The organism is Flavobacterium aquicola, from assembly GCF_003385115.1.
GTDB classification, from domain to species: Bacteria; Bacteroidota; Bacteroidia; order Flavobacteriales; family Flavobacteriaceae; genus Flavobacterium; species Flavobacterium aquicola.
This window is the reverse complement of sequence record NZ_QUNI01000011.1, coordinates 145,056-169,797: the sequence shown is the minus strand read 5'-3', so window position 1 is coordinate 169,797 and position 24,742 is coordinate 145,056. Positions and strand designations below refer to the sequence as shown.

Genomic DNA, 24,742 nt, shown 5'->3' with positions numbered 1-24,742 from the left:
ATATTTTTAATGTGTTGTATTAATTAAGATCAAAATTGGCAGACCACTGTTCTAAGACACCTTTGTGAGGTTTAATAAATTGCTCTTCTGCATATTTACCCTGTTCAACAGCCAGTCGGCTGCGTTCTTCGCGGTCATAATCAACGCGGGTCAGTGAATAATCTTCGTGTTTAAGGTTAGGCTGATAGATTTTCCCAGCCACTGAATTTGCATTGTAAATTTCAGGGCGATAAATCTTCTGGAAAGTCTCCATCGTGCTGATTGAGCTGATTAGCCCAAGATCAGTATAATCAGCAAGCAGATCTCCGGAATGATAAAAAGCCATCGGCGCTACACTATTATGAGGCATGAAAAAACGAACTTTTAAGCCCATTTTAGAGAAATATTCATCAGTGAGGGAATACTGATCCTGCAGATATTCAAAACCCAGAACCGGGTGATGATACTCAGTTCGAGTATACGTTTTGTTGCTCGATACACTTAGACAAATGATCGGTGACATCTTAAAGTATTCTTTATAAGCAGTTGAATTTACAAAGCACTTATATAATTTTCCGTGCAAATCACCAAAGTTTTCAGGAATACAAAAATCAGATTTATTTTTATTGTACTCGATCAATAAAATACTGAAATCATAATCGCGTACGTAAGAAGAAAAATTATTCCCCGCAACACCTTCAATATGCTGGCCGGTTTTACGGTCAAAGATATTCGTTTTTAAAACTTCAATCAACGGCAGATTGTTACTACCATTCTTATCATCAATACTCATCGTTACTGTGATGATTTCAAGTTCTACAAGATAACGATCTGCTTTTGGATTATCCAAATGAGCCAATGCATTAAATCGATTGTTAATCATATTTAAGGCATTACGTAAGTTTTGCTGGCGATTAGCTCCTCTAGCCAGGTTTGCAAAATTGGTTGTCAGACGCGTTTCATTTGATGGGGAGTAGTTTTCATCTAAACAAGTGCTATTTAGCGTGAACGCAAAATCATAATTGATGGTATTTTGGGTAGTTTCCATATATTTCTTTTTCGTTTATACTGAATCTTCTAATATGACAGAATCATTTAATTGCTTGTAGTTATTTTATGTAGCAAATTTCAAAATAAAAGATTTATAAGTCAAGTTTGTCTTTTAAATAAGGTAATTACTCTGTTTTTTTGTGTTTTTAAGGGTAAATAATCTTTTTTGGAATATTAATAATAAAAAAAGAGATAATTTATCTTTAAAGAACTTAGATGTGATTGATTGAAGTACTTAAAAAAGATGCTAAATAAACTACTATGGAATAGAGAATAGTATAAAATTATCTACTATATCTATTTGTTGAAGAATATATGACTTAAAAAAGATGGTTTTATAGAAAAATATAGAGGTGTTGTAAATACTGAAAAAGTAGGGGACTACCTAATGTTTATTTGTAATTTTTGCTGCTCCTCAGGTTTTCGTATCGTCCCGTTAAAACTCATAAATTAGAAAGGAAAAGCATAAAAAAAACGTTAAAACAGAAGTTTTAACGTTTTAAGAGTGACCTCTACGGGACGGCTCCGTTGATATATTCTGGAAGTGTCGGGAACCATTTAGATTAGTCTTTGTGTAAGAAATAAGTTTTAACAGCTAGTTATAAAGAGTAGGCTTGTAATGTTTTTCTTGCCCATTTTCCCCAGTCTTTCAAAGCATCCAAAAGTATTTTGCTTAGTCCTTTATTGTCAACAGGTTTACCTTTAATTGGTGGGGCTAAATCTTTGTCAGAAACTGGAATTTCTGTAACTTTTGTAGCAAACCATGTCATATTTTCATGTGGCATGGCCAATCCTAGAATTGTTCCAGGTAATCCTGTAAACGACTCAGGGCCACCAGCAAATGGAATTTGAATAGTGTAATAGGCAACAACATAAACAGAATCGAGAACTATGGCATTTGCTCTGCGGCATTCATAACCTGCAATTTCTCTTGTTTCATCGGTAATTTTCCAATCAATTTTGCGTAAACTGTCTTTAACTAAGTATAAATCGTCATAAACATTTTTTTGTGTAATACTGGTTTTTGTATCAAGATCTGTGGCGATTACATTTTTTAAATTAGCCATTGCATCGTCACCAATCCAGCTGTTGTTTGCTGATTGATTTGTTTCATCCCATTTGTATAAACTCTTGTTTTTTGAAAAACTGAGAATGCTTTTTGTAGTTTTAAATTGTGGATTGGTTTTTTTATAACTTTCAAAAGCAGCTTGATAATAACTTTCAGTTTCTCCTTTTAGTTTTTTTGTAATCAAAGCATACATATTCGATTTTTTCTCATATTCGATTACGCCATTTTGCACAAAGTGTTGATTTTGTGCAAAAATATTGCAGCTTGTCAATGCAATTATTAAAATTAAGATTCGATTTATTATTGTTTTCATGGTTTTAGTTTTGTTTAATTTCTCCTCCGCCCATTTTGCTGAAATCCCAGCTTACAGAGAACATAAAGTATCTTTGAATAGTGGTATATGTACTTTGGTTAATGTTCCCATTATACGCTGTACGATTGAATCCTACATTTTGGTTCAAAAGATCTCTTCCCGTTATAGAAACTCTTAAATTATCCGTTTTTAAGAATTTTTTGGTGATAGATGCATTCCAGATAAAACGTTCAAAAGTTTCCTGAATCACCTGCGTTTTTCCATTATATTGATAATTACCATCTGTGCTGATTTCTAGTTTAAAAGGTAATTCAACACTGGTCCAGAAATCTCCATTAAAACCCCATCCATTACTATCACTATTTTCGTTGATGCTTGCAGTAGCAACGTTGTAAGCAGGCCCGAAGCTGGTATTGAAATTGTATTTTTTTTCTTTATACTTTGATAAGTTTAAATTAAAGGAATAACTAGAATTTTTAGTTTGATTCAGTTTTGTATTTATGTAATTATAGTCTACATTTTTGTTGGCGCTTAAACCAATTCCTGCTGTCATGTCTATAGCTTTGATTGTTTTGCCAAAATTACCATTCAAATAATAACTTGTTGCAGCTTTGTTTTCTAGGTTTACAAATTGAGAAATACTTTGTCCTCTATCATTTGTAATCACATTACTTATTATTGGATTTAGCGTAAAATTATATGATCCATTAACCGAAAAATATTGATTGCTGAGTACTTTATACGAATAATAATTTCCTCTAAAATTATTTTTAAAAGAAGGATCTAAATTTGGATTACCTACAATCGTATTTAATTGGTTTTGATTATTTCCTATCGGCTGTATTTGATCTAGTGTCGGCTGATCAGTGTTTCCGTTATACGAAAAACGCAGTACTTCTCTTTGTTTAAAATTGTATTGATAGTTTATCTGAGGCATGTAGTTGATAAATTTTTGCTTAAAAGAGCTATCTGTATAAACATCATATTGTTTAAAGTTTACACCACTAAATTTAGAACCAAAAGAAAAAATAGTTTTATCTTTTTTATAATTAAAAATCGCTCCCAGTTGATTTATCGTTTGGTCTAATTCATAATTATTACTAAAGATGGGATCCAAAGCATTATAATCGCCGTTTGGAGATTTATTAAAAGATTTACGATCAGCTTTTCCGCTACTAGCACTGAATCCATAATTAAGAACTGCTGTTAGACTTTTAGATAGGGGTTCGGTATAGATTAAATTTGATTTAAAAGCTGTATTGCTAATATTGTTGACTTTATTTTGATCGACTACTTTGGTGCTGTCTGGAGTAATTACGGATGGTGTAAAAAATTCAGCTCTAGAATTTAAATACCCATCACTTTTGCTGTCTGTATTTGATTGGCTTAAATTAAGAGATAATGTTCGGCCCGCTTTTTTAAGTCTTTTGGTTGCTAAAGCGTTTATATTAAATGTTTTATCATCAACATCGTTTGTAGTTGTCTGTTTCGAATTATTCAATTGGTTACCTTGTTCGTCAGTACCTTTTCGCATTTCTGCATCACTTGAATTACTTTTTTTAAATAATCCATCTACATTTAATTTTAAAGTTAAAGTAGTATCAATTTTAATTTCATAAGCTAGATCAAGTTTATTTTTAGTCATGTTTTTCTCAAAACTCTTGTCTGAAGTATTATAAATACTGCTGGAACTTAAATTTTGCTGGTTAATATCATTGCGGTCTCCTGAAAGTTTGATATCGCCAATTTTATAATTTATATTGATAGATTCTTTATCGCTGTTCCATTTATTGTCAAAATGTATCCCACCAGTTTGAGCTACTGGAATTCCTTCACCATTAAATTGTCCGTCCCAACTATCTAATTCATCATTTCCATTGTTTGAAAAATAAATACCTCCGTCATCAGTTACTTGATAACTGCTTTGGCCATATTTATCTTTATCTCCCCAACCTAATCCTACTTGTCCTGTGTTGCCAAAAATGCCATAAGCTGCTAATTTTTTCTTATCCCAAAATTTATTAATCATGGCTTGACCTTTGTAATAGTTATCAGTTCCTCCTCCGAGTTCTACTTTCCCAAAATGACCATTTTTTTTGTCTTCTTTAAGTTTAACATTTAGAGTTTTGGTTTTCTGACCATCATCAATTCCTGTAAAAGCGGCTTGATCACTTTTTTTGTCATACAATTGTACTTTATCAACCATGTCCGCACGTAGATTTTTTGTAACTAAAGTGGGATCATCGCCAAAAAATTCTTCACCATCAACCAAAACTTTAGTTACAGTTTCACCTTGGGCGGTAATTTTTCCATCCTTATCAATTTGTATTCCTGGGAATTGTTTTATCAGATCTTCCACCTTTGCATTGGGTTCTATTTTAAATGCTTTTGGATCAAATTCTAATGTATCGCCTTTGATTTTCATGGCGGCTCTATTGCCTTTTATAATTACTTCGGATAGTAATCTTCCTTTATCAGCCAAATTAATTTTGCCATAATCTTTGATTAACGTTGTGGAATCAACAGAAAATTGATCTACAAAATCAGCATATTTGGGATAAGAAACCAGTAAAATAAATTTACCGGCTTTAATATTATTCAGCTCAAAAGAACCATTTTCTTTAGCTCGTGTAAATTTTACTAAAATAGAATCTTTTGCTCTTAACAAAGAGACTGAGGCGTTGGTTAAAGCAGACTTGTTTATAGTATCTGTTATCTGACCTTTAACTGTTCCTGATATTTGTGCCTGTAAAGTATTTGATAAAAAAAGAAAGCAACATAATAATAGTATTGTTTGTCTCATTAATTGATATGGTTTTAAAAAAATAGGCATTATTATTCTATTCTATTTTTTGAGAAAAGGAAATAAAATGCAATTGTTGTGTGATTTGTTTTTGGATGAAGCAAGATTTTAGATTCTAAAATAATTGAAATAGAAATAGAATCTTTTGAGACAGGTTTGCTAAAGTAGAGTGATTTGATTTTACGAAATTCATGTTTTTTGTGAGGTTTTGATTGTTTTTGATGAGGATTTTAATGATTCTAGTTTATTGTTAGTATAGTTTGAAATTGATTAAAAATACTACAATATTAAAAATACTTTATTAATATTATCATAATTAAATATTAAAATTAATCGATCGCATGTACGAATAATTTTTATATTTAGTCGAAAAATTAATGCGGAAAATCATTACTATTCAAATTCTGTATATTCTGCTGGCAGTATATTTTAAGTTTAGGTTAGTTATCGAGATGTTGAAGAAATAATGAAGATTAGGGCGTGATTGTAAATCATGCTGCGATCCAGCAGTAGGTTTATAAATTTGTACTTTTGATTGAATTAGGGATGGGGAAGACAAAAGGTCAAAGTGATGGCAGGCTGGAAATTGGATAAAATCTATATCGAAGTAAAAAGTATTTTGTGCCTTTTATATAGGGTAGTAGATAAATTAGGTAATACGGCATGCTATCTTTTTAGGAACTGTTTCACTATACGTTCCAATCTTTTGTGCCGAACATCAGGTACAAAAGAGTATTTACTGGTACCGGGGCTAATAGGGTAGGACTGTTATTTTGTTGTAAATCAAAGCATCATTTTGTTTAGAATTTTTGATTTAAAAAAAAGCGTCAATTGAAAACAATTGACGCTGCTGTGGTGACCTCGACTGCAATGTTTTTAAGTTGTTAAGTATCGCGTAATCAATGCATTGTGTTTTTAAATAGGGTTTTATTGGGAAGTTTTATTTTTTAACTGTGTACAGATCAATTAGCTTTTTTGAAAGTTCAGCTTTTGTTTCTTCCTTTAATTGAAGGTGTGATTCATTTATTGTGTCAATAATTTGTACTGACATTCCAACTGCGTTAATGCGTTCTAAAACGGTCACATATTCTTTTGCCTGCTCCATCACCGATTTATATACAAACAAAAATGTTGCTCCAATAAAATTCACAATTAAACCAGCAATTGCAACAACAATAGAACCATTCAAATTTTTAGGCTCCTGAAATACCATTACGGATCCGTAAATAATCAATCCAAATCCTACAACCATTACAAAGACAGATAAGTTAAATATTGATGATACTTGACTTATATTCCTATTCAAATAACTTTCAAGTTTTATTCTGGCTAAATCCCATGCTAATTTAGGTTCTTTAGGATGTTGAGCTACTTTTCTTTCTTGTTCAAATATTAGTTTTTCATTTATTTCAATAGCAAAGTTCCGATTGTATGAAGACCCTCTAAATATTAAAAATATACCACATACTATTTGAAAAATTGATACAACATATAGAACTTTCTTTTGATTGTGGAATTCATCAGGAAACAGATTATCTGCAATAAAAATAAAAACTATACCAGATATTGTGGATATTATACCAACCAATAAATAAAATAATAAATTTCTATTATCATTCTTTTTAGTATTTTTAAATGAGTCTATTAACTTACGGGGAGTAGGTATTATTTCCATATTTATTCATTAGGTATATTATTAATTATCTCAATCAACCGCTCCACCAGTTCGCTATCCATATTACCGACCACAATATTCAATTCTTCTTCTTCCTGGTTATTTTTCATTTAGCATTTTTTTATAAAGTCAATTGTTTTTCCTTTTTGCAGGTATTTCAAAAATGCTTTGTAGCCTGGATCTAACTTTTGGTATTCTGAATTTGGTTCGTTTAATATTCCGTAATCACTTTCTTCTAGCATTTCATTCATCATGGAGGTTCTAATCTCTATTCATTGGCAAAATCACTTGGGCTATCCACTTTTTTTATTCTAATAGAATTGTAAAGGATTAAAAATATGAATTTAAGTCATACATAAGAATATTTTTCACAAAAAATTGTAAAATATGTGTTTTACTGTTGATAAAAAAAGGGTAGAGAAATACTATCAAAAAGGTATAAAAAAAAACGCTAAATCTTACGATTTAGCGTTTTTTAGTGACCTCGACGGGACAAATTTCAACATCTTTTTTGGATGATTTGAAGAAATTGGCTTTCTATATGTAGTGTCTGTCTTCCATTGGCTATGTAAATTTGGTTTAGATGTCCTGTTGGGGATCCATACAAAAAATATATAAACTCAATTTGTTTACCACATTAAACTATTATACAATTCTACAAATATTATGAAGGATTTGAACAGATTCTTATAGTTAATGTAGAATTGTCTTTCATTGTCTCTATGAATTACTGTTTCGGATTTAAGAATAAAGCTATTTGATTTTTTTTGGTTAGATAAGTCTTTCGTAATTTTTGTGGTAAAAATATCAGGGTTAATCATTAGAATATGTTACTTTCCTAAAAAATACGAAAAATCCTGTTTTTATATTAGCAGTTTATTATATTTGTTTTAAGCAACAGAAGTTTTTTCACAGACTAAAGTCGATAACAATCTCATTGAACCAATAGTAATTAAAACAACTCTTAAATTATAATAACAAGTTAATGAAAATAGCTTTTTACCAACCTAAAAATAGCATTCTAAGAAAATATATGGAAGGTTACTATTTTATGACTCCTGATGATTCTCATCAACCATTTCACTACCTCACTTTTCCAAATAATTTTTTTATTCTTTCTGTCGCAATTGGCAGTCAGATCATGACTGAAGATAACCAAATTATAATCTCCCATTCCGCTGAAAGCGAGATAATAGCAGATTTTCTGGCACGTTACACAAGACCAATTGAAATTCTATATAAAGATCCCGTACCAGAAATCACCATTTATTTTAAGCCTTCGGGCATCAATCATTTTATTAATAAGGCTTATCTGCTATTCGGGCAGAAAACGGCAATCAATTTCAATCCCTTTCCTGATTTTTATGAAACAATGAAGGGTATATTGGAACTGAATGATCGAACACTCCAAATAGAGCTGCTTGAAGAATACTGGCTTTCAAAATTTGAACAAAAAGACCTTCAATTGATCGAGGATATTTTACTGGATATAGAGTCAGATCTGAAAATTTCAGACATTGCTTCAAAGCATACTATTTCAAGGCAGCATCTTAATACTCTATTCACAAAAACAGTCGGAAAACCCTGTTCTGAATATAGAAAAATCTATCGTTTCAGGTCGACAATTGAAAAAAAGAAGGACACAAAAAAACTGACACAGCTTACATATGACAATCTATTTTATGATCAATCTCATATGATAAAAGATTTTAAAGACCTTACCAAGGTAAGTCCTCAATCTTTCTTTAAAAAAATAGATGTAGACAAAAAAAATATTTGGCTATATATATATAGACTTTACATTTTTACAATTTTCGCTGTCGTGATAAGACTACTTTCGTAATCTCATTAGGGGAAAAAAATGAAACAAAATTTCAAACTTGCATTTTTTACAATCATCATTTTATTTGCAAGTTGCAACTTATCGGCACAGCAAAAAGACAATTACTCAACAAAAATCGACAGTTTGCTGAAAACCAAAAATCCAAGAAATTTTAATGGAGCGGTTATTATTCAGCAAAAGGGAAAATTAAAATATGCAAAAGCGTTTGGGTTTGACGATTTCAAAAAAAAAACTTCGCTGAAAGTCGACGATAAATTCTCTACAATGTCGCTGGCAAAACAATTTACAGCAACACTTATTTTACAGCAAGTAGAAAAAGGAACGATTGATTTGCAAGCACCTATTCGTGAATATTTGCCAGATTTTAAATATTCCTGGGCAGACACGGTTACCGTTCATCAGCTGCTGAATAACAGTTCGGGTTTGTACAGCGAAAGTTTGGACAAACCCCTAAAGTTTAAACCTGGAACGGCCTTTAGTTATTCAAACGTTGGTTATTATGTGGCTGGATTGGTTTTGGAAAAGCAAAGCGGGAAAAATTTTGAAACATTAGTAAAAGCACTATTCAAAACATGCAAAATGAGGAACAGCTATTATCCGAATGAAACCAACAGCCAATTTTTGACGAAAGGACATTTAATAAAGAAAGATGGAACAATAAATCAATTTGATAAAATAAGCTTTACAATTGACCAGTATTGGGGAAGTCATTTAATTGTATCCGCACAAGATTTGGCAAAATGGAATGAATGTTTACACAACGGTAAATTATTAAAGTCAACTACTTATAAAATGATGACGGGTTATTCAATAACCAATACGCATATTCTTTTTAGCGAAAAACCAATTGGATATGGGTATGGATTACGTATAAACGATAAAGAAAATATACTTGAAATCGGACACACAGGCTTTCATCCAAGTGAAGGATTTACAGCGGTGAATTTATATTATCCTAAAACAGATACAAGTGTTATTGTTATGGAGAATCAGGCGAACGAAAATTTTGAGATTGCCTATTATTTTGAACAGCAAATTAGAAAAATTATAAAAAACAGTCAGCTTTTAAAATAATCCTAATTCATGACACTAGACAACTTTCACACTCAATAATCTTAAGAACAGATATGAATCAAATTTTTAGATTACCATTTCTTGGAATATCAATTCTATTTTTAAACAGTAATTCAACTTTGATTGTTATAAATCAAAATGGAAAACAATCCGATGAAAATGAATTGCCTAAAGTGATTTATAAATCAGGCGATTTTGTCATAACGCAATTAACTGAAAATGCATTTGAACATAAGTCTTTTCTGCAAACAAAGAGTTCCGGGAAAGTGCCTTGCAACGGAATGATAGTGAGAAACAGTGGTGAAGCAGTTATCTTTGATACAACATCCGACAGTCTTTCCTCTGCGAAATTGATTACTTGGGTAAAGGAAAAATTACACTGCAAAATAAACGCTATTGTGCCAACACATTTTCATATTGACAATTTGGGTGGGTTGAAAGCATTTGAACAAGCGGGAATTCAGTCATATGCTAATTTTAAAACCATTGAATTTGCAAAAGAACGAAATGAAAATTTACCACAAAATGGTTTTGCGGATTCGCTTGTAATAAAAGTTGGAAGCAAGAAAGTCATAGCAAAATTTTTTGGAGAAGGTCATACACGTGATAACATAGTTGGATATTTTCCTTATGAAGAAATATTATTCGGTGGCTGTTTAATAAAAGAGATCGATGCTACCAAAGGCAACCTTGCAGATGCAAATGAAAATGAATGGTCAAAAACGGTAGCAAAAATAAAAAAATCATATCCCAATATTAAATACGTAATTCCAGGGCACGGACAATATGGTAATCAAAAATTATTAGATTATACTATCGAATTATTTAAAAAACATTAAGAATATTCCACAATAAGACAACCTTATAAAAAAACACAATGGCAAAGAACTTTTTTATTTTATTCATTTCTACAATTTTATTAATAGGCTGTTCGACAAATAAAGAACAATTCGGAGAAAGTACTATTGAAAATGCTACCGGCACAGCTTTATCGAAAGATGAGTTTTCTAAAATCAGGAGTTTAAACAATGAGACTTTCGATACGGTAAATTTTGTAAGTAGAGAGAAAGTAGGACTCAAGTATCGCTTATATAAGCCCAAACAGCAAAAAATAAGTAAATCATTCCCATTAGTAATCGTGTATCCTGGTTCCGGGAGGCCCATTGGAACTGATAATAGTTCTCAATTGGGGGTTTTACCAAAACTATTTGCAAGTACAGAAATACAAAATAAATATCCAGCATATGTTTTAGCGCCGCAATTCTCTGAGCGGTCTTCAGACTATGAAACCGACAATAAAAGAAATCTGCTGTATTCAAAACCTAGAGCTTCCCTAAATTCAGTAATGCAGCTTATAGACTCGCTAAAATCAAATTTAAATATTGACAGTAAAAGAATTTACGTAGTTGGATATTCTATGGGCGGTTCGACTGCAATTAATTCATTGGCATCAAGACCGGATCTTTTTGCAGCAGGAATTAGTATTTCTGGCATACCGCAGTTTGATAAAACAGAAAAGCTGAAAACAATTCCCATTTGGCTTATTCATGGTCTTGATGACACAGAAAACCCGATCAACAGTGATGAGCAATTTTATAAAGAAATGAGCGCTAATATCCGTTTTTGGAAATTAAAGGGAACAACCCACGATAATGTATTTACCACTACGATTTTAGGAGAAACATTACCGGAATGGTTGTTCAAACAGCATAAGAAATAAAACTGCTGCTGATACCGATTTTGCAAAAATAAAAATTTCAAAAAATACCAGATATGATGTAGTTACGAATTTTAATCAGTTGAATTCCTCGAGGCTCTGCCTCGGGGTTGAAGAGGAAAGTTTGAAAACCTAAGGTTTTCATAAAACTAAAAATTTACTCTCTTCCGCTTGATACCTCGACGGCTCTGCCTCGGGGTAATTCATTAAAAAGATTTTATAAAACAAATTAAACAAAACTTACCTATGAAACAATTACCAAAGTTATTCTTTACCTTTTTACTTATTATGTTTTTTGGTTGTACTGGTTTTAGCCAAGAAAAAGCAATTGCCAGTGACCAACGTTATATTTTCTTTTTTCATAATGGTTTTATTGAGCAAAATGATCTTAGTGTAGCACATCCTGAATATGGAAAAGCAGAATACAATGAAATTTTAGATTCCTATAGAAAGGATAATTTTATTGTTTTTAGTGAAATTAGAAAGAAAGATACTGATGTTCATAAATATGCAAAAAAGGTAGTCAAACAAATTAAAGTATTACTAAAAAAAGGTGTTTCGCCAGGTAAAATAACCGTAATAGGAACTTCGAAAGGGGGGTACATTGCACAATACGTATCAACTTATCTGGCAAATCCAGAGGTGAATTTTGTTTTTATCGGATGTTTCAGGGATGTCGATATTGAAGAATGGCCTGATATTAATTTTTGTGGAAACATTCTAACTATATACGAACAATCAGATGTATTGGGCGTTTCAGCTATTAGAAGAAAAGAAACTTCGAAACTTAAAGTAAATCATTTTAAGGAAATAGAGTTATATACTAATCTTAAGCATGGCTTTTTATATAAAGCCTCAGACGGATGGATTGCACCTTCTAAAAAATGGGCAAATGGGAACTATGAATAGTGCACATAATTTGACAAACCTGTGGAAAAAAGTAAACAATTTTGGACTCAGTTGATCCGTAATTAATTAGGTACAAGTAGGAGAGTGGTTTATAAGATTATAGACCTTGAAAATTAGTTCAGCAAAATTTAGAAAAATGTTAGTCTTTGTTTTAACTCATTCAATGTTTTCGAATTCTTTTAAGTTATCTTATTTAAACGGAAAAATGATTTAAAGGTAATTTCTTTAGTAGTCGAAATAAAAAAATGGCGCCAATTGTCTTCAATTGACGCCATTTGGCTGTAGTGACCTCGACTGAACTACATTAATTGCAGTCTATTAAAATCATTTTCATTTTAAATATTGCAAACATACTCATATTCATAGTGTTTTGTTAGGGTTTGAGAATAATTAATTTGTTAAATTGATTGTTTTAAAATGTAACTAATTGCATTTAATCGTACGACTATCGTACAAATTAACTATTTTTGTATTGTTCAAAATATCAATACTATGGCAACAGTTAATTTTTTATATCGTTCTACAAAAGAGAAAGCAAATTTACACGTCCGTTTATTGTATCGTTTCAATGAAAATGATTTTGTTTTTGGAGCAAATACGAAATTTGAAACTACAAAATACTATTGGAGCAAAGAGCATAAACAAAGGAAGTTTAAAAAGACAAGTGATGTTGTTGAATCTAATAAAATTCAAGATATTAAAGCTAAACAAAACGAAGTTGATACCGAACTCAATAAAATTGAAAGCTATATCTTAAATGCGTTTAATACTGTTAATCCTGATGAAGTAAACAAAGAATGGTTGCAAAATCAAATTGACCATTATTACAATCCACCACTGGAAGCCGAACCCTTACCAAAAGGACTTTTAAAATACTTTGATTATTTTATTGAGTGCAAAAAAAACGAGATTACAAACGGGACATTAAAAAAATATAATGTTACTAAGCACTTATTACAACGCTATGAAAAGGATAATAAAACGGTAACTCAAATTATAGATGTTAATGAAAAATTCAAATTAGATTTTGAAAAATATTGTTTAAAGAATAATTACGCACCAAACACAATTTCAAAAGATTTAAGAACCTTAAAAACCGTTTGTAACCACGCCAAATATAACGGTATTAAAACGAGCCACCAATTAGATACAATTAAGACCCCGAACTATAAAACGGAAAAAATTTACTTAACATTTGATGAACTTCAAAAGATTGAAAATGTTGACAAAAGAAAATTAAACGATAATTATGACAATGCAAAAGACTGGCTAATTATTTCGTGTTATACTGGGCAAAGAATTAGTGATTTTATGCGTTTTACAAAAGATATGATACGTTATGAGAAAAACAAAGAGGGTGTTTTAAAGCCTTTTATTGAATTTACTCAAGTCAAGACTGACAAAATTATGACCGTAGCATTACACCCAAAAGTTATTGAGTTACTGAATAAAAGAAACGGTAATTTTCCAAAAGTTATTTCAGATCCAAAATATAATTTATTTATTAAGCAAGTTTGCAGAATTGCTAAAATTGACCAAAAAATAAAGGGTAGTAAATTAAATGACCTCAACAAAGAAGATGAAACAGAAAAGAAAACCAAAAACAAAGATGAGGTAAAACAATATCGTAAAGAATTGGGAATATTTCCAAAATGGGAATTAATAACCTCACACGTTGGAAGACGTTCTTTTGCTACAAATTTTTATGGTAAAATACCAACAACCTATTTAATGAATGTTACAGGGCACAGCACCGAGGTTATGTTTTTAAATTACATAGGCAAAAGCAATAAAGATTTAGCAATGGAATTAACCAATTATTTTTAATTTGCAAAAAATAAATCTTTTATTTTAGCTAGATACTTTACATAGTTTACATTTTTACAGGCAAAACAAAAATTCAAATGAAAGATGAAATTACCAAGTTTTTCGGGAACTTAGAAAATATTACTGATTTTTCAATTAGTAAACAGATACGAAAACAAACTAATAATTTAGATCCAAATGAATTTTGTAAGTTGAGTTTAGAATATAAAAAGTATTGTGGAAGTCGAGTATTTCACGAACAAATGTTACCAAAAAAAACAGATGAACTTTCAGCATTAGAAAAAATCACAAAAAATGATCCTGATTTTTTTTCAATTTTACCAGTAAAATATTATGTTTTTGAAAACGGTAAAATTCAACAAAAAATAGGAGCTATAAAACCAAACCCTAGATTTAACTTTAATTGTAAATATTTATATTATGAATTTGAAAGTTTTCAAAACATTATGCACGAATTATTTGAAATAATAAAATCAAAGGAAACAGCCACCGCCTCGCCTCAACAACCCAAAGACTTTAAAATTTATGCAGTTAAAAAACTTGAAGTAAAAGAAACAGTCGAACACCCAGAGTTTGACCCCAATTTATGGAATAAAGATTGTTTTGAATTATTCAAATATCTTTACGATCACTATTATAAAAAGTCTAAAAGAGAACTAACAAATATTTGGTTTTATTTAAAAGGTCATACAAATGATACTTTTGTTTTAAAAGCCACAAAAGATGAATACATAGAATTTATATTTGAAAGCTATCATAAAAAAATAACCAATTTTGATAAAGCAGAAAATAAATGGAATGAAAAAGAATTACCTACATTGAAAGATCATACCATAGATTTCAAAGATACTTTGAAATAAATTGCAGAAAACGCAAAAAACACTTAAAACACGTTTTTCAACTCTTTTTTGACCATACAAACCAAACCCACATTTGCAATGTTATTAATTTTAAACATTGTAAAAATGCAAAATTCAATTATTCTACAAAATTTAAGTCGTGAAGATTTAACGGACTTAATCGGAAACGTTTTTGATACAAAATTCAAAGACATTCAAAAAATCCAAAACACCCAAACCGAAAATAATGACCTGATGACTAGATCAGAGGTTTTGGAACTACTACAAATAAATGCATCAACATTATGGCATTATCAAAACAAAGGACGTATAACCGTTTATAAGATTGCTAATAAGTGTTTCTACAAAAGAAATGAGATAATGCAGTCTTTAATTGCCTTAAAAAAAATGTAGTATGAAAAAACAGGCAATTACACTGGAAAATCTTTTGAATAAAGCTAAAAAAGATTTCAAAATTATAATTATTGATTTTTTGAATTTTGCCCCATTTTCAAAACAAATGATCCCAAAACTTAGATTTATTCCCGAACCTTATTTATCGGAGTATTTCAAAGAATTATTAGAAGAAAAAAAGATTTTTGAAGTCGGAGTTTTTTATTGCAATGTTTCTAAAACCGAACAACCATTTTACGGAACTCAAAAAGTATTAACTATTTTTAAAAGTCTTCAAAATGGAAAATAATTTCAAACAAGTAGTTTCAAATGACATTGAAAACCTTGTAAACGGCTTAGAATCGAGTCAAAAAACAACTGATGACATTTTACAGGAACTTATAAAAAACATTGGTAAAATAGATTTTAAATTGCTGGCTTTTCCTGATAGTGAAGACGTTCAAAAGAAAATCAAAGTATTAGAATCAATTCTTTTAAAAAGCGGTGAGTTAACCGAAAAACAACAAACTGAATTTAACAGTTTAGACATTAAACTAAAAGGTTCAAAACTTACAAAAAATCATTATTTAATACTTTGTATTGAACAACTTCTTAAAATTGCTATTGCTAACAAATGGGGTTTGTGCAAAAAAAACGGCTTTATTTATTTGTACAATGGTAGTTACTGGAATGAGATAGACAAAGAGCGGTTTCAATTCTTTTTGGGTAATGCAGCTTTGCAAATGGGAGTTGAAAAATTCAAAGGAAAAATTCACACGTTCAAAGATGAGTTATTCAAACAGTTTTTAGCAGACTCTTATTTGCCTACACCAAAAACAAAAAGCAATAGTGTTTTAATCAATTTGCAAAACGGAACTTTCGAGATAACGCCAAAAAGTCAAAAATTAAGACCATTTGAACAAAAAGACTTTATTACACACCAATTGCCGTTTGAGTACGAACCCGAAGCAACCGCCCCACTATTTCAAAAGTACTTAGATGAGGTTTTGCCTGATCCTGACAAACAAAAAGTTTTTGGGGAATATTGCGGTTATATTTTCATTAAACCAAGTGTTTTAAAACTTGAAAAAATGCTTATTTTATACGGTTCTGGAGCAAATGGCAAAAGTGTTTTTTTTGAGATACTTAACGCCCTTTTGGGAAGCGAAAATATAAGTAACTATTCATTGCAAAACCTTACTAATGATAACGGTTATTTTCGTGCCAAAATAGGCAATAAATTAGTAAACTATGCAAGTGAGATAAACGGAAAACTAGAAACCGATATTTTTAAACAAATGGCAAGTGGCGAACCTATCGAAGCTCGTTTGCCTTATGGAGAGCCGTTTATATTAAATGAATATGCAAAATTAATATTCAATTGTAATGAACTACCTAAAGACGTAGAACACACCAACGCATATTTCAGACGGTTTTTAATTATTGGTTTTGATGTTACTATTCCTGAAGACAAACAGGACAAACAATTGCCTCAAAAAATTATCAAAAATGAATTATCGGGGGTTTTTAACTGGATTTTGCAAGGTTTAGATAGGGTACTGGAGCAAAAGAACTTCAGTAAATGTGAAGCGATAGACAACGCCCGAACCGATTACGAAAAGCAAAGTGATAGCGTTCAATTATTTATAAGCGAAAACGGATTTAATAAATCAACAAACGATTATATTTTAATTTCTCACTTATACCCACAGTATAAAAACTTTTGCTTTGAGGACGGTTACAGACCAGTAGGGAAAATAAAATTTATTCAAAGATTGAAACACTATAAAATCTCTATTGATCGCATTACGGTTGGTAATGTAGCCTACATTACTAATCAATAAGAAAAATAAATGTTTTTGTTTTGGCTACATACTTTACATACTTTTCATTAAATCAATTTTAAAAAATGCAAAGTATGTAAAGTATGCAACTGAAAAAACAATCTTTTTTTAACTAAAAACGGATAATTTGGAAATTTTTAAATACACACTCAGCAAAAAAGGGAAGTTTATTTGTCCTAATTGCCAACAAAAAACTTTTGTCAAATACATTGATATTGAAACAAAAAACTATTTAACTGATGACTTTGGTAAATGTGATAGGGAGCAAAACTGTAATTATCATAAAGCACCGCCCAAAGGTAAAAAGGCTTTTTGTATTCCTTTTTTATCATTGAAAAGTATTTCAGACAAAGCTATTAAATTGACCGATAAGAATGGCATAATTTCAATAATACCAAAGTCGCAATTACTGGAGCAAACAAAAAATGATTGTTGGATTTCAGAATGGTTTTTAAAAACCTTAACTATAAATTATTTGTCAAATGAAAATAAATATTTCAATTCTGATGAGGTGGGATTTATAAATCAGGTTATTGCCAAAGAACCAACGTCCGAAGTTTTACCAAGTTTTCACGGCTTGGAATTATTGAATAAAATGTATTTCAAAGAGCCAAAAGATGACAATTTAACCGAGTTCTTAAAAACAAAATTTTCTACTGATGAGGTTAAAAAAGCAATGCAAAATTATTTTATTTCAGGAACAAACCATTTTTGGAATAATTCAACAACCTTTTGGCAAATTGACGACAAAGAGAAAATTCACGGTTGTAAGATTATGCAGTACGATAGAGATACAGGCAAAAGAATAAAAAAACCTTACAATCGTATCAACTGGCTACATAATGCAGTCAAAGAGCCTAATTTTAATCTTTGTCAATGTTTATTTGGATTACACCGAGTTAATGAAGGCTATCAAAAAACAATTGCAATTGTAGAAAGCGAAAAGACGGCAATAATAATGAGTATTTTTATTCCTGATTACATTTGGTTAGCTACTGGAAGCAGACAGAATTTAAAATTAGATTTATTGAAACCTATCAAAAAAAAAAATATTGTTTTGTTTCCTGATAAAGGGGAGTTTGTAAATTGGCAAAAGAAAGCCAACGAATTAAAGGAAATAGGTTTTAAAATTGCAGTTAGTGAGTTGATCGAAAAAACCGATTTTGCAAACGGCTTTGATTTAGCAGATTATTATTTTAAACAAAAAGGCGAACCATAACGGAACGCCTTTTTTTTATTCAAACCATTTGACAACTTTTATAATATTTCCTAAAGTATCTTGTTGAATTACTACTTCTTGCTTTATTACCCCACCGAAACCATTTTTAGCAGTAAAAACTGTTTTGACTGATAGAAAATCGCCTGTATCTATATAGCTTGTTGTTATATGCTCATAACTTTCAGGATCGTTTAAACTTTCTTTAATTTTCTGTTCCAAAACAATATTTGAACCGTCCCACGGATGAAATAATTTTTCAATGTTTTGTTTATGAATTTCGGCTTTTGTAAGTTTTACTTCGGGTTCAGAATCACAAGTACATTTAAAGAGTAAAAATAGTAATGTAAGCAAAATTATTGGAACAATAATTTTTACTTTTTTACCGTCTTCTTTTACTTTTTGTTCTACTATTTTCTTCTTTTCCTCATCTGATAACTTATTAAATTTATTGATTTTTTCTAATTCTGTTTGGTTTTTCATTCTTAAGTTTTTTATAATTTATTACAAATATAATTAAAAAGACACATTTGTGTGTCAAGTTCTTTTGTAAGATTAACGCAATTTTAAATTGTGTTAGAAAATGACGAAATAAAATTGATTCAATCCATTGGGGAAAAAATAAGGAATAGAAGATTAGAAATAAATCTATCTCAAGAAACGCTTTGTTATGATGCTAACATACCTAGAAACCAAGTTGGGCGTATAGAAAGAGGTGAAATAAATACCACAATAGTTACCTTGCATAAAATATGTAAAGCACTAAAAATGGATATTAAAGAATTATTTTAAAAAATCCAGTTTTATATTAAAAAGGCGTTCCGTTTGTTTATATGGTTCGCCTTTTTGATTTAAATAGTAATTTTACAGTCAATTCAAAAGGTACGCACAAATATAACCAAAAGCTATCATTAGTGCGCACCAAATAATTTTAATCTATTTAGATGTTTTGGGGGATCTACGCACCGTAATTTGAAAAGCTCTAGGGAGAACCTATGACCTTTTTCAGAATGTAAAGTGTGTAATGTATGTAGTAGAAACAGAATATTTATTATTGTACAAATATCTCTTAAAATATAATTTTTACATCATCGTACGAAAATCGTACAAATATGTAAGTAAAAAATCCTTAAACTACTGATTAACAGTGTGTTTAAGGATTTTTAGAGTGACCTCGACTGGATTCAAACCAGTAACCTTCTGAGCCGTAATCAGATGCGCTATTCAGTTGCGCCACGAGGCCATTTTGCTTACTTGTTCTGTGAACGTGTTTGCGGGTGCAAATATAGGAATAAATATGTATCTTGCAAGCATGAATCTGTATAAAAAATAAAAAAAATGAGCTTGAAAAAATATATACGTGATATTCAGGACTTTCCAAAAGAAGGAATTGTGTTTAAAGACATCACTCCGCTGTTAATTGATCCAAAAGCGCGGAAAGAATGCCTGGAATTACTGGTTTCATCAGTAAAAGATAAAAAGATTGATAAGGTGATTGGGGCTGAAAGTCGTGGTTTTTTTTTCGGAATGCTTTTAGCAGAGGAACTAAATGCTGGTTTTGTTCCGGTAAGGAAACCTAATAAGCTGCCTTTTGAAACCATTTCTGCTTCCTATGATTTAGAATATGGTACTGATTCGCTGGAAATTCACACTGATGCCATCCAAAAAGGTGACAGAGTTCTTATTCACGACGATGTTTTGGCCACTGGCGGAACTGCAAAAGCTGTCTGTGAATTGGTAGAAAAATTGGGAGGCGTAATCGTTCAGTGCAATTTCCTGATGGAATTGACTTTTCTGAACGGAAGGGAAAAGATAGCCGGAAACGAGATTTTTGCAGCAATTAATTATTAGTATTAAGATCTCAGAACCCAGTTCGCAGATTATTGCAGACTGTATTTAATCAAGAGCTCTTTTCGTAACATAATAGCGATAGCCGATAATAGCCATTTGCCACTTTTTAGCTTTCGTGACGTCTAATCCTTGTTTAGTGAAACTTGGTAAAATAAGTCTGTTGATTCGGGCAAGAATTTTAAACATAGCGGTATATTTTTATCAAAGGTATAAAAAAAGACGATCTTGATGAGAGATCGTCTTTTTCGTTTTTTGTTAATAGAATTATTTATTATCTTTTTTATCGGCTAAATATTCTTCCATCTGTTTGTCAAAAGCCTTCATTTTTTCATTGAAAACTTCCATTTCTTTATTAAAAGGTTCCATTTGCTTATCAAATTCTGCCATTTGTTTGTCAAAAGCTTCCATTTGAGGTTCTAGCTTTTTCATTTTAGCATCATAGTCTTCCATTTTCTTTTCAAAGTCTTTCCATGCTTTTTTATCTCCGTTTATAGGATCTCCTTTCGGTGCTTTTGGAGCTTTGGGAAACACAGGGGCTACAGGCGTTTTAAATTTCATAACTGGAGCAGTAGGAGGAACTGGAGGAACTGGCATATTTTTGTCCTGATAATGTGTTCCGTTTTTGGTCGTAATTCTAATTGCTTTTTTTCCAAAACTATTAGTGACATCCATTCTTTCAATTGAGCCACTTTCTAATTGATCTAATTCATTTTGAGAAGCTTTATTTCCATTGATGTAAATCTCATTCATATCACCTATTGAATATTTACCAGTAATTATTCTGATTTCTTTTTTCTCACCATTTTTAGTAACATTCATGGTAGCAATTTCTTTAGGATCTAGTTTGTCCATTGCGGTTTTATCTGATTTCTCTTCATTAATATAAATTTGAGTATCAGCAGAAATAGGTGTATTAGACGAAACAACATTATTTGCAACAACTAACTTTTCAACAGATTTATCCTCTTCAATAAAATCAATACTAATTTTTCCATTCGAGTCTTTGGTGATAACTATGCCAAAAGGTTTTATGGCTTCAGAACTATTTACATTTCTGTTGTTAGAAATCTCAGTTCCTTTTCTTAATTCAACAGTTATAGCTGTGAGTTCATTATTTGCGTTTCTCTTTGTTGCCGAAAATTGAACTGCAATACCATAATTTTTAGAGATTGTTTCCGCTTTTTCTTTTAATTCAGCTTCTGTCGTATTCTTTGTGATTTTATATACATCAGCATCATTTGAAGCTGTTTGTTCAGCTTTTGGCTTCTGATTTTTCTCTTTAGCAATAACTTCCATTTGGAAAGAAAATACAAAGGCTGCCAATGCTGGAATAATCAAAGCATACTTCCATGAATTCCATTTTTTTGATTGATTTTTGTTTAACATAACGATTCGTTTTTTGATTAATGATTGATAAAAATGATTGGTAAGCACAACACAATTTTCGTGTGCTGTTATTTTTAAAAGCGTGAGCTGATACGCTTTCTTGTCTGAAATATTTTTGGAGGCTTCACTGTCGGCTATAAATTCCAAGTTTTGCAGAATTGCTTTTTTGTACAGCCAGATAAATGGATTGAACCAAAAAAGGATACAAAAGAAACGCGTGATCAAGACGTCTATCGTGTGATACTGTTCGCTGTGAATTTTTTCATGTTCCAATATGCTTTCCATTTCGGCTTCGCTGTATAGTGATGAGTTGTAAACGATGGTGTTGAAATAAGAAAAAGGAGCAATATTTTCTTTAAGATCAATGAATTTGTGGTCTGCCTGCTGTTGAGTGGTCTTACCTTTTAAAACGCGGTTAAGGTTATAAAAGTCTAATGCAAACTGCACTAAAAACAGTACTATTCCAATTATGTAAGCAACTGCAAGAACCAGATACCAGTTTATTTCAAAACTTTCCTCTTGAACTGCTGTCATAGGAATTTTTGACCAGTCAATGTCTGATGGTGTTGGATCTACCCAGACAATAGTGGTGAAAACTATCCATGGCAAAATAAGGGATGTGAATAAACCCGCTAATAAAAACCATCGATTTGCGGTAAAGAAAGTCTCTTTTCGCAGCAGGAAGTAATAAGCCAGAAAAAATAGGGCTATCAGCCCGCTGGATTTTGCTATATAGATGAATAGTGTTTCCATATTGAATTATTGTTTTTGTTCGATCATTGTAAGGATTTCACGTAATTCTTCTGCCGAAATTTTCTCTTCTTTGGCAAAAAAGGAAACCATGTTTTTGTATGAACTGTTGAAATAGTTATCAATAGCAGTACTCATAAAACCTTTTCGGTAATCTTCGATACTCACAATTGGAAAGTACTGATGCGTGTTTCCAAAAGCATTGTGATTGACATAACCTTTCTCTTCAAGGTTTCTAATAATAGTTGAAAGCGTATTGTAATGAGGCTGTTCTTCTGTTATTTCGGCCATGACTTCTTTTACGAATGCTTTTTTCAGCTTCCATAAAATATGCATGATTTCTTCTTCTTTGTTAGTTAACTTTTGCATGATATATAAGTTTAATAAGAATAGAATTAATTGTTTTTATATTTAACGTCGATAATTCCATTCAGGGCTTTTTTTCCATATTTATCTACAGCAATTTTTTTATTTTCTTCGGATGCATTTTTAATATCAGATTGCATTATCGATTCAATATTGTTAGGATTTATCTTTTCGAAAGTTTGATAATCGCTTAATTTACCATCGATTATAATTACTGCTTTTTTATAATCAATTTTTTTATCGTCAATAGTTCTTTCAATAATAGTTTTTGATCCATTGCTGCCATAACCCACTTTCCACGTACTATTTTGATTAGTCTCTGGAATTATTTTTTTTGTAACAATTTCAATTACATCATTTCCACCGACATTTCCATATTTAAGTACCGCCTGTGTGCTATTATAGACAGTCATACTTTCTATTTTAGCAGGGTTAATGTCGTCTAGACTTACATTGGCAGGAAGAACTGTTCCATTTACAATTATTATACTTTTCTTTATTAAATCATTTTTTGAGGTAGGATCATTAGCAGTTTGAGTTGTTTTTACGGTTGTGTTATCATCACCTATTTTGGGAAATTTTTTGGTAATTATTCGGATTTCTTGTTTGTCATTATTCTTGTTGACATTCATTGTGGCAATTTCTTTTGGATCCAACTTGTCCATATCTGCTTTGGTTGATTTTACACCATCAATATAAATGTCATTATCGATAATTTTAACTGTTTTGGTATGCTGGTTAGTATTTTTGGTAGTTACCAGCATCATTGGATTATTTGAATTTTTAATGATATCCATTTTGATAATATCATTGGAATTTAGTTTAGCTAAGTCGCCCTCACTTGATTTTTCTCCATCAATATAGATTTCTTTCCCTTTTGATACGTTAGCTAAATCGCGCTCCATTTTAAATGAAGTTAAATTGGTAGTTTCTGATTTAACTTCGCTTTCTACTTTTGTATTTGTTTTTTCCTGAGCGATCACTTTGACTTGGAAGAAAAATACAAAGGCGACTAATGCTGGAATTACTAAAGCATACTTCAAGGAATTTCTCTTGTTTGATTGATTTTTGTTTAACATAACGATTCGTTTTTTAATTAATGATTGATAAAAATGATTGGTAAGCGCAACATAATTTTCGTGTGTTGTTATTTTTAAAAGCGTGAGCTGATACGCTTTTTTGTCTGAAATATTTTTTGAAGCTTCGCTGTCTGCGATGAATTCAAGGTTTTGCAGTATGGCTTTTTTGTACAGCCAAATAAAGGGATTGAACCAAAATAGTATGCAGAAGAAACGTGTGATCAAGACGTCTATCGTGTGATATTGTTCACTGTGGATTTTTTCGTGTTCCAAAATACTTTCCATTTCGGTCTCGCTGTACATTGATGAATTGTAAACGATTGTATTGAAATAGGAAAAAGGAGCAATATTTTCGTTAAGGTCTATGAATTTATGATCTGCCTGCTGATGGGCGGTTTTTCCTTTTAAAATGCGTTTCAGGTTATAAAAATCCAATGCAAACTGGGCGAAAAACAGAATTATTCCAATTATATATGCAATTGCTGCAATAAGATACCAGTTGATTTCGAAACTTTCCTCTTGTACAGGTCTAATCGGAATTTTTGACCAGTCAAAATCGGTTGGCGTTGGTTCTACCCAAACAATTGTTGTAAAAACTATCCAAGGCAAAATTACGGATGTAAGTAAACCTGCTAAGAGAAACCAGCGGTTTGCTGTAAAGAAAGTCTCTTTTCGCAGCAGGAAGTAATAAGCCAGAAAAAACAAGGCTATCAGTCCGCTTGATTTTGCAATATATATGAATAGTGTTTCCATATTGAT

23 protein-coding genes and 1 tRNA gene are annotated in these 24,742 nt (G+C 31.0%); 13 read left to right on the top strand and 11 right to left on the bottom strand.

Annotation, left to right across the window (positions count from 1 at the left end):
- Positions 1 to 19: 19 nt before the first annotated feature.
- The 5 genes from C8P67_RS17155 to C8P67_RS22170 all read right to left on the bottom strand — a co-directional run bounded on the left by C8P67_RS17155 (position 20) and on the right by C8P67_RS22170 (position 7,140).
- Entirely contained in the window at positions 20 to 1,027 is a 1,008-nt protein-coding gene (locus C8P67_RS17155) for a DUF1852 domain-containing protein (RefSeq protein ID WP_211319925.1), read from the bottom strand.
- A 601-nt stretch (positions 1,028 to 1,628) separates the two neighbouring features.
- Complete coding sequence (locus C8P67_RS17150; protein WP_115814409.1) at positions 1,629 to 2,411, bottom strand: GLPGLI family protein; 783 nt, start codon at positions 2,409 to 2,411, stop codon at positions 1,629 to 1,631.
- 4 nt (positions 2,412 to 2,415) lie between these two features.
- Positions 2,416 to 5,214, bottom strand: coding sequence for an outer membrane beta-barrel family protein (locus C8P67_RS17145; protein WP_115814421.1), 2,799 nt, complete (start codon positions 5,212 to 5,214; stop codon positions 2,416 to 2,418).
- A gap of 940 nt (positions 5,215 to 6,154) precedes the next feature.
- Entirely contained in the window at positions 6,155 to 6,889 is a 735-nt protein-coding gene (locus C8P67_RS17140; RefSeq protein ID WP_115814408.1) for a TRADD-N-associated membrane domain-containing protein, read from the bottom strand.
- Between the two features lie 110 nt (positions 6,890 to 6,999).
- Positions 7,000 to 7,140 (bottom strand): hypothetical protein, encoded by a 141-nt coding sequence (locus C8P67_RS22170; RefSeq protein WP_211319924.1) that lies wholly within the window; start codon positions 7,138 to 7,140, stop codon positions 7,000 to 7,002.
- A gap of 734 nt (positions 7,141 to 7,874) precedes the next feature.
- Between C8P67_RS22170 and C8P67_RS17135 the strand changes: the two genes are divergently transcribed.
- From C8P67_RS17135 to C8P67_RS17085, 11 genes are all read left to right on the top strand, one after another.
- A complete protein-coding gene (locus tag C8P67_RS17135) occupies positions 7,875 to 8,732 on the top strand; it encodes a helix-turn-helix domain-containing protein (protein ID WP_115814407.1) in 858 nt (285 codons plus the stop codon).
- An 18-nt stretch (positions 8,733 to 8,750) separates the two neighbouring features.
- Positions 8,751 to 9,806, top strand: a complete 1,056-nt coding sequence (locus tag C8P67_RS17130; RefSeq protein WP_115814406.1) for a serine hydrolase domain-containing protein — start codon at positions 8,751 to 8,753, stop codon at positions 9,804 to 9,806.
- 53 nt (positions 9,807 to 9,859) lie between these two features.
- Positions 9,860 to 10,645 (top strand): subclass B1 metallo-beta-lactamase, encoded by a 786-nt coding sequence (gene bla, locus C8P67_RS17125; RefSeq protein WP_115814405.1) that lies wholly within the window; start codon positions 9,860 to 9,862, stop codon positions 10,643 to 10,645.
- A 38-nt stretch (positions 10,646 to 10,683) separates the two neighbouring features.
- The gene (locus tag C8P67_RS17120; protein ID WP_115814404.1) at positions 10,684 to 11,526 is read left to right on the top strand and encodes a carboxylesterase family protein; all 843 of its coding nucleotides are present in this window, start codon (positions 10,684 to 10,686) and stop codon (positions 11,524 to 11,526) included.
- Positions 11,527 to 11,769: 243 nt separating this feature from the next.
- The gene (locus tag C8P67_RS17115; RefSeq protein ID WP_115814403.1) at positions 11,770 to 12,432 is read left to right on the top strand and encodes a dienelactone hydrolase family protein; all 663 of its coding nucleotides are present in this window, start codon (positions 11,770 to 11,772) and stop codon (positions 12,430 to 12,432) included.
- A gap of 492 nt (positions 12,433 to 12,924) precedes the next feature.
- Complete coding sequence (locus C8P67_RS17110) at positions 12,925 to 14,259, top strand: phage integrase SAM-like domain-containing protein (protein WP_115814402.1); 1,335 nt, start codon at positions 12,925 to 12,927, stop codon at positions 14,257 to 14,259.
- Between the two features lie 77 nt (positions 14,260 to 14,336).
- Complete coding sequence (locus C8P67_RS17105; protein WP_115814401.1) at positions 14,337 to 15,119, top strand: hypothetical protein; 783 nt, start codon at positions 14,337 to 14,339, stop codon at positions 15,117 to 15,119.
- A 105-nt stretch (positions 15,120 to 15,224) separates the two neighbouring features.
- Positions 15,225 to 15,512: a MerR family transcriptional regulator gene (locus C8P67_RS17100; RefSeq protein ID WP_147298251.1), complete on the top strand. Its 288-nt coding sequence runs from the start codon at positions 15,225 to 15,227 to the stop codon at positions 15,510 to 15,512.
- Position 15,513: 1 nt separating this feature from the next.
- Entirely contained in the window at positions 15,514 to 15,801 is a 288-nt protein-coding gene (locus C8P67_RS17095) for a hypothetical protein (RefSeq protein ID WP_115814399.1), read from the top strand.
- On the top strand, positions 15,791 to 17,335 hold the full coding sequence (locus C8P67_RS17090) for a DNA primase family protein (protein ID WP_115814398.1): 1,545 nt from the start codon (positions 15,791 to 15,793) through the stop codon (positions 17,333 to 17,335). The genes C8P67_RS17095 and C8P67_RS17090 overlap by 11 nt, the downstream gene beginning before the upstream one ends.
- 127 nt (positions 17,336 to 17,462) lie before the next feature.
- Entirely contained in the window at positions 17,463 to 18,554 is a 1,092-nt protein-coding gene (locus C8P67_RS17085) for a DUF6371 domain-containing protein (protein WP_115814397.1), read from the top strand.
- Positions 18,555 to 18,569: 15 nt separating this feature from the next.
- Here the strand turns inward: C8P67_RS17085 and C8P67_RS17080 are convergent, their stop codons facing one another.
- On the bottom strand, positions 18,570 to 19,034 hold the full coding sequence (locus C8P67_RS17080) for a hypothetical protein (protein WP_115814396.1): 465 nt from the start codon (positions 19,032 to 19,034) through the stop codon (positions 18,570 to 18,572).
- A gap of 90 nt (positions 19,035 to 19,124) precedes the next feature.
- Here C8P67_RS17080 and C8P67_RS17075 point away from each other — a divergent pair, with 90 nt between their 5' ends.
- The gene (locus tag C8P67_RS17075; RefSeq protein WP_115814395.1) at positions 19,125 to 19,343 is read left to right on the top strand and encodes a helix-turn-helix domain-containing protein; all 219 of its coding nucleotides are present in this window, start codon (positions 19,125 to 19,127) and stop codon (positions 19,341 to 19,343) included.
- 377 nt (positions 19,344 to 19,720) lie between these two features.
- Here C8P67_RS17075 and C8P67_RS17070 read toward each other — a convergent pair.
- Positions 19,721 to 19,794: transfer RNA gene (locus C8P67_RS17070), tRNA-Arg, on the bottom strand.
- A gap of 95 nt (positions 19,795 to 19,889) precedes the next feature.
- Here C8P67_RS17070 and C8P67_RS17065 point away from each other — a divergent pair.
- Positions 19,890 to 20,402: an adenine phosphoribosyltransferase gene (locus C8P67_RS17065; protein WP_115814394.1), complete on the top strand. Its 513-nt coding sequence runs from the start codon at positions 19,890 to 19,892 to the stop codon at positions 20,400 to 20,402.
- A gap of 45 nt (positions 20,403 to 20,447) precedes the next feature.
- Here C8P67_RS17065 and C8P67_RS22370 read toward each other — a convergent pair whose 3' ends face one another.
- The 4 genes from C8P67_RS22370 to C8P67_RS17045 form a co-directional block, all read right to left on the bottom strand.
- Positions 20,448 to 20,588, bottom strand: coding sequence for an SsrA-binding protein (locus tag C8P67_RS22370; RefSeq protein WP_115814393.1), 141 nt, complete (start codon positions 20,586 to 20,588; stop codon positions 20,448 to 20,450).
- 78 nt (positions 20,589 to 20,666) lie between these two features.
- Positions 20,667 to 22,541, bottom strand: a complete 1,875-nt coding sequence (locus C8P67_RS17055) for a M56 family metallopeptidase (RefSeq protein ID WP_115814392.1) — start codon at positions 22,539 to 22,541, stop codon at positions 20,667 to 20,669.
- Positions 22,542 to 22,547: 6 nt separating this feature from the next.
- Positions 22,548 to 22,907 (bottom strand): BlaI/MecI/CopY family transcriptional regulator, encoded by a 360-nt coding sequence (locus tag C8P67_RS17050; protein WP_115814391.1) that lies wholly within the window; start codon positions 22,905 to 22,907, stop codon positions 22,548 to 22,550.
- 26 nt (positions 22,908 to 22,933) lie between these two features.
- Entirely contained in the window at positions 22,934 to 24,736 is a 1,803-nt protein-coding gene (locus C8P67_RS17045; protein WP_115814390.1) for a M56 family metallopeptidase, read from the bottom strand.
- Positions 24,737 to 24,742 lie beyond the last annotated feature (6 nt).